Annotated in this window: 5 protein-coding genes; all 5 read left to right on the top strand. The window is 39.6% G+C overall.

Translation table 11 applies throughout. The annotated features are described in order from the left end of the window. Window positions 1-464 (top strand): oligopeptide/dipeptide ABC transporter ATP-binding protein (locus tag ABDZ84_RS15045; protein WP_343782086.1); only part of this gene is annotated, 464 nt, incomplete at its 5' end. Beyond that, window positions 461-1,390 carry an ABC transporter ATP-binding protein gene (locus tag ABDZ84_RS15040; RefSeq protein ID WP_121604006.1) on the top strand — a complete coding sequence of 310 codons (930 nt, stop codon included), beginning with the start codon at window positions 461-463 and terminating at the stop codon, window positions 1,388-1,390. The genes ABDZ84_RS15045 and ABDZ84_RS15040, both read left to right, overlap by 4 nt. A 257-nt stretch (window positions 1,391-1,647) precedes the next feature. Continuing rightward, complete coding sequence (locus tag ABDZ84_RS15035) at window positions 1,648-2,646, top strand: TAXI family TRAP transporter solute-binding subunit (RefSeq protein WP_026682265.1); 999 nt, start codon at window positions 1,648-1,650, stop codon at window positions 2,644-2,646. Window positions 2,647-2,776: 130 nt separating this feature from the next. After that, a complete protein-coding gene (locus ABDZ84_RS15030; RefSeq protein WP_026682264.1) occupies window positions 2,777-3,310 on the top strand; it encodes a DUF1850 domain-containing protein in 534 nt (177 codons plus the stop codon). Further along, complete coding sequence (locus ABDZ84_RS15025) at window positions 3,303-5,303, top strand: TRAP transporter permease (protein WP_026682263.1); 2,001 nt, start codon at window positions 3,303-3,305, stop codon at window positions 5,301-5,303. The genes ABDZ84_RS15030 and ABDZ84_RS15025 overlap by 8 nt, the downstream gene beginning before the upstream one ends. Window positions 5,304-5,547: the final 244 nt, after the last annotated feature.

Below are 5,547 nucleotides of genomic sequence, written 5' to 3'. Positions count from 1 at the left end.
TGAAGGATATTCAAAAGGAAACGGATAGTGCAATTATTTTTATCACGCACGACCTTGGTGTTGTAGCTAACGTTGCAGACCGAGTGGCGGTGATGTACGCTGGAAAAATTGTCGAAATCGGGACAACAGATGATATTTTCTATAATCCGAAGCACCCATACACATGGGGGCTACTAGGTTCGATGCCAACGCTGGACAGTGATGAAGAGGAATTATTTGCGATTCCTGGAAGTCCACCGGATATGCTGAATCCTCCAAAGGGCGATGCCTTTGCCCCACGTAATGAATTTGCATTGGAAATTGACACCGTCATGGAGCCGCCGATGTTTAAGGTATCTGATACACACTATGCAGCGACATGGCTACTCCATGAGGACGCACCGAAAATCGAGCCGCCAGCATCGGTAAAACGGAGAATGCAGGGATTTGCGAATACCGGTAATAAAGGTGGTGACCGACGATGACGGAAAAATTATTACAGGTGAAGGATTTGAAAAAACATTTCAAAGCAGGTAGAAAAAAGATCATTACAGCCGTTGACGGAATCACTTTCGATATTTATAAAGGGGAGACCTTTGGATTAGTAGGCGAATCTGGCTGTGGAAAGTCGACAACGGGAAGAACAATCATTCGTTTATATGAGGCCACAAGTGGTCAAGTACTGTTTAATAACGAGGATGTACATGGGAAGAAGTCGAAGAAGGATCTGCTTAAATTTAATCGAAAAATGCAGATGATTTTTCAGGATCCATCCTCATCGTTAAATCCGCGTATGACAGTTATGGATATTATAGCGGAAGGCTTGGATGTCCATCATCTCGTAAATAACGAGGCAGAACGGAAGGCGAGAGTAGAAGAATTACTACAGGTGGTAGGCTTGAATAAAGAGCATGCGAGCCGCTTTCCTCATGAGTTTAGTGGTGGGCAGCGTCAACGGATTGGTATCGCGCGAGCACTTGCCGTAGAGCCAGAATTAATTATTGCCGATGAGCCCATTTCGGCACTGGATGTTTCTATTCAAGCACAGGTAGTCAATCTATTGAAAAAGCTACAGCGTGATCAAGGGCTAACATATCTGTTTATTGCCCATGATTTATCGATGGTAAAATATATTAGTGATCGAATTGGCGTTATGTATTTTGGGAATATGGTAGAGCTAGCAGACAGTGAAGAGCTCTATAATAATCCGATTCATCCGTATACGAAATCATTGTTATCCGCTATTCCACTGCCAGATCCGAATTATGAACGGTCTCGTCAACGAACGAATTATGACCCAACAATCCATGATGTTAGCGAAGATCCTGAATTTAGGGAAATAAAACCTGGCCATTGGGTGCGCTGTACGACAAAAGAATTGGAGCGATACAAAAAGGAATTAGGAGTGTAATGACAGGAAAATCCTTGCTGCCAGCGTGTGTTAGCAAGGATTTTTATCCTCTATATACTGCCAGTTATATGCGGGATAAAAACGTTCGTCATGTGGAAAATAATACCTGCATGAATAGTGAAATCCTACGCCACAATTGAACTCGCTTACATGTGGAAAAGTAATTGAAATTGGTTCTGTTAGGAATAGTTTGACAATATCATGAAAATAAATGTAAAATATATTCACATGTTAACGATGTATAAGGGGGAGTTTGTATGAAAAATAAAAACCTTGTGGTTTCTATTGCTATGCTACTAGTATTAGCTCTATTTCTAGCGGCATGTGGTGGTAATGAAGAAGGCAAAAATGGTGATGGTGGATCAGATGGTGGAGACAAACCTAAGTTTCTAAGCATGCTTACAGGTGGAACAAGCGGTACCTATTACCCGCTTGGTGGAGAAATGGCTAAGATTATTGATGATGAAACAGGTATACAAACAGATGCACCATCTTCCAATGCTTCTGCTGATAATGTAATGGCATTAAGTAACGAAGAAGCAGATCTAGCATTCGTTCAGACAGATGTTGTAGCAAATGCTATTGAAGGAATCAATTCTTTTGAAGGTAAAGCTGTAGATAATGTTCAGGCGATTGGTTCGCTATATCCAGAGACTATTCAAATCGTAACAACAAAAGATTCCGGAATTGCATCTGTAGAAGATCTAGCTGGGAAAACGGTTTCCGTTGGTGCACCAGGGTCTGGTACGTATGTAAATGCAGAACAAATCCTAGAAGTACATGGTATGACAATGGATGATATTGATGCGCAAAACCTTGATTTTGGAGAGTCTACTGGTGGTATCCAAGACGGTAATATTGATGCCGCGTTTATCACAGCGGGTACGCCAACAGGAGCTGTTGAAGGATTATCAGCAACGGTTGATGTAGGAATTGTTCCAATTGCTAAAGATAAGGTTCAGGCATTAGTTGAAGAGTATCCATATTATGCTGAAGATACAGTTAAAGCAGGTACGTATAATATTGAAGAAGATGTAACAACAGTAGCAGTATTGGCAATGCTTGCTGTAAGAGATAGTTTATCTGAAGAGGTAGTATACGATATTACGAAAGCAATATACGAAAACACGGATAAAATTTCTCATGCAAAAGGTGAATTTATTACGAAGGAATCTGCGTTAGATGGTATTGGAATTGATCTGCATCCAGGTGCAAAGAAATATTTTGAAGAAGAAGGTATTTCTGCTTCAAAATAAGTTTTACAATAAATAACTTGGTGGCCGGCTGTAATCCTGCATGAATGTAGGAATTTGCTGCCGGTCAACCCATGTTTAGAAGCGTTTACATCTTCTTATACAAATCTCAACGGTTTCTAGGTGAATATTCATGAAGTTTTCTAAGAAAAAGAGAATGATAGCTATTCTGGTTCTTCTACTATTAATTACTCTACTTGCTTTATGTGTTCCTTTCCGAACAGCCCTAGTATTTTATGAAGAAAATACAAAGCAAATTGATGCGTTCCTTCCTATAGAAGAAGGCGCCCCCTTCCAATTAATTTTCAAACATTCTATTCATTTAACGGATGTTGTGGAAAAATATGTTGTACTAGATAATCAGAATATGAAGCAAAATGAAATTGTATATGAAGAATTTGGAATTGGTATGCCATCTAATGCTCAAGAAGGTGAAGAATTCACGTATGAGGATGGAAAATACCATATTAAAAGGCTGGATAATATTTTTCCTAACATTAAATTAAGAAACGGCAAAACCGTTTCTGAAAATCGACTTGTTTGGGGAGAGAACGCAGAGCATCAAATCTACCTAAATAAATACTTTAAGCCAGGCTCTTGGTTTACTTTAAAAATAGAAAATTTAACACTATGGGAATACTTGAAAGGAGTGAGGATCGTTGAGTGACTCAAAAGATCAATTAACCGAAAAACAGCAAGAGGAATTGTTACAGAAATATGATTCTGAATCGAATACGAGAAAGCTTGCTGGTACAGCGGCTGCTATCGTTTTTATCGGATTATTAGCATTTTCTTTATTTCAGCTTTATACAGGAGCCTTTGGCCAATACACTGCTTACATTCAGCGTACGGTCCATTTAGGTTTTGCACTATCCCTAATTTTTCTATTGTTTCCAGCAAGAAAAAAGGGGAACAAGAAGAAGGTTGCTTGGTATGATTATTTGCTCGTATTATTGTCCATTATCGTTTGTGGCTACTGGCCAGTTTTCTATGAGACGTTAGTACAGCAAATTGGAAGTATTACACAGGTGCAGATGTTTATTGGTGGAGCAGCGATATTACTTGTTCTGGAAGCTACTCGACGAGCAGTAGGGCTTCCAATAACCATTATTGCAATTATCTTTTTGGTATACGCATTATTCGGCCCGTATATGCCAGGCATGCTTGCACATAGAGGGCTGAGTCTACAACAGTTAATTGATTCAATGTTTTTTACAACGCAAGGTATTTTAGGTACGCCTTTACAGGTATCGTCAACTTATATCTTTTTATTCCTATTATTTGGTGCATTTTTAGTACAAACTGGGGTAGGAAATTACTTTAATGATTTGGCAATTTCACTTGCGGGTCGTCGAACAGGTGGACCAGCAAAGGTTGCCATCTTTTCAAGTGCCTTGAATGGTACTATTTCAGGAAGCTCTGTTGCTAATACTGTTACAACTGGGTCTTATACCATACCGATGATGAAAAAGCTCGGTTATAAACCAAATTTCGCTGGTGCCGTTGAGGCGGCTTCCTCTACTGGTGGTCAAATTATGCCACCAATTATGGGAGCTGCAGCGTTTTTAATGATAGAGTTTGCTGGAGTGGGTTATTGGGAAATTGCGAAGGCGGCTACGATACCAGCCATTTTATACTTTTCTGGTATTTGGATAATGACGCATCTAGAGGCAAAGCGTACCGGCTTACACGGCTTGCCAAAGGACCAGATCCCGCCTAAAAAGGAAGTTTTCAAAAAGATTCATTTATTGCTTCCGATTATAGCTATTGTCTGGTTACTATTTAAAGGGTTTAGTATTGAACGAACAGCGTTACTAGGAATAGGTATTACGATCTTGGTTAGTATGTTTAGAAAAGATACACGGATTAATCTATCAAAATTTATAACGGCGTTAACCTCTGGAGCAAGAACGGCACTAGGTGTGGCAGCTGCAACTGCTTGCGCTGGTATTATAGTCGGTGTCGTAACAAAAACAGGTCTTGGGCTGAAATTGGGAAATAGTCTTGTAAGTATGGCAGGCTCTCTTGCAAGCTCTGCTGATATGCAGTTACTGCTTACACTGTTTTTCACAATGGTTGCTTCCATTATATTGGGGATGGGATCACCAACTACAGCTAACTATATCATTACATCAACGATTGCTTTACCAGCTATATTAGCATTGAATGATCAACTTGAAGTTGCCATACCAGTACTTGCAGGTCATATGTTTGTGTTTTATTTTGGAATTGTTGCTGATATTACACCTCCAGTAGCACTTGCCGCATTTGCAGCGACGGGAATATCTGGCGGTGAACCAATACGAACAGGGGTGAATGCTGCGAAATTGGCAGTAGCAGCATTTATCATTCCATATATGTTCGTTCTACAACCACAGCTGTTAATGATTGATACGACCGTACTAAGTATTATTTGGATTCTCTTTACGGCTATTACGGGCATGATTGCAATTGGTGCTGGTTTAATTGGATTTTGGTACCTTAAGCTAAATTGGCTCGTCCGAATTATTTCCGTGGTAGTAGGTTTAATGCTCATTTATCCAGAAGGCAATACAGATATTTATGGGCTTATTGCATTTATCATTATGATTGCTGTTCAATTTATGATGAATCGCTCCCAAGGGCAAACAGAGCTGATGCAGCAAGCAAGTGAACAATAAAGTGAAACTTCAATCGTGGGGGATTTTGTTTATCCCCACTCACCAATATTAGTTTCACTTGATTGCTTGGAGTGTGGTCTTACTGCAAGTTATATGCGGGATAAAAAAATTACATGATTCAAGAGATGGGTTGTCGTAATATTTCGGCAGCCTATTTTTTGTTGTCTAGGAAACTATAAAATCAGTGCAATGACTGCGTTAAGCCAAGTAGTTATTTTGAAATGTTAGATGTATATTGGCAATG

Source organism: Virgibacillus salarius, assembly GCF_039521925.1.
GTDB lineage: Bacteria > Bacillota > Bacilli > Bacillales > Amphibacillaceae > Virgibacillus > Virgibacillus salarius.
This window is presented reverse-complemented; position numbering and strand designations above follow the sequence as displayed.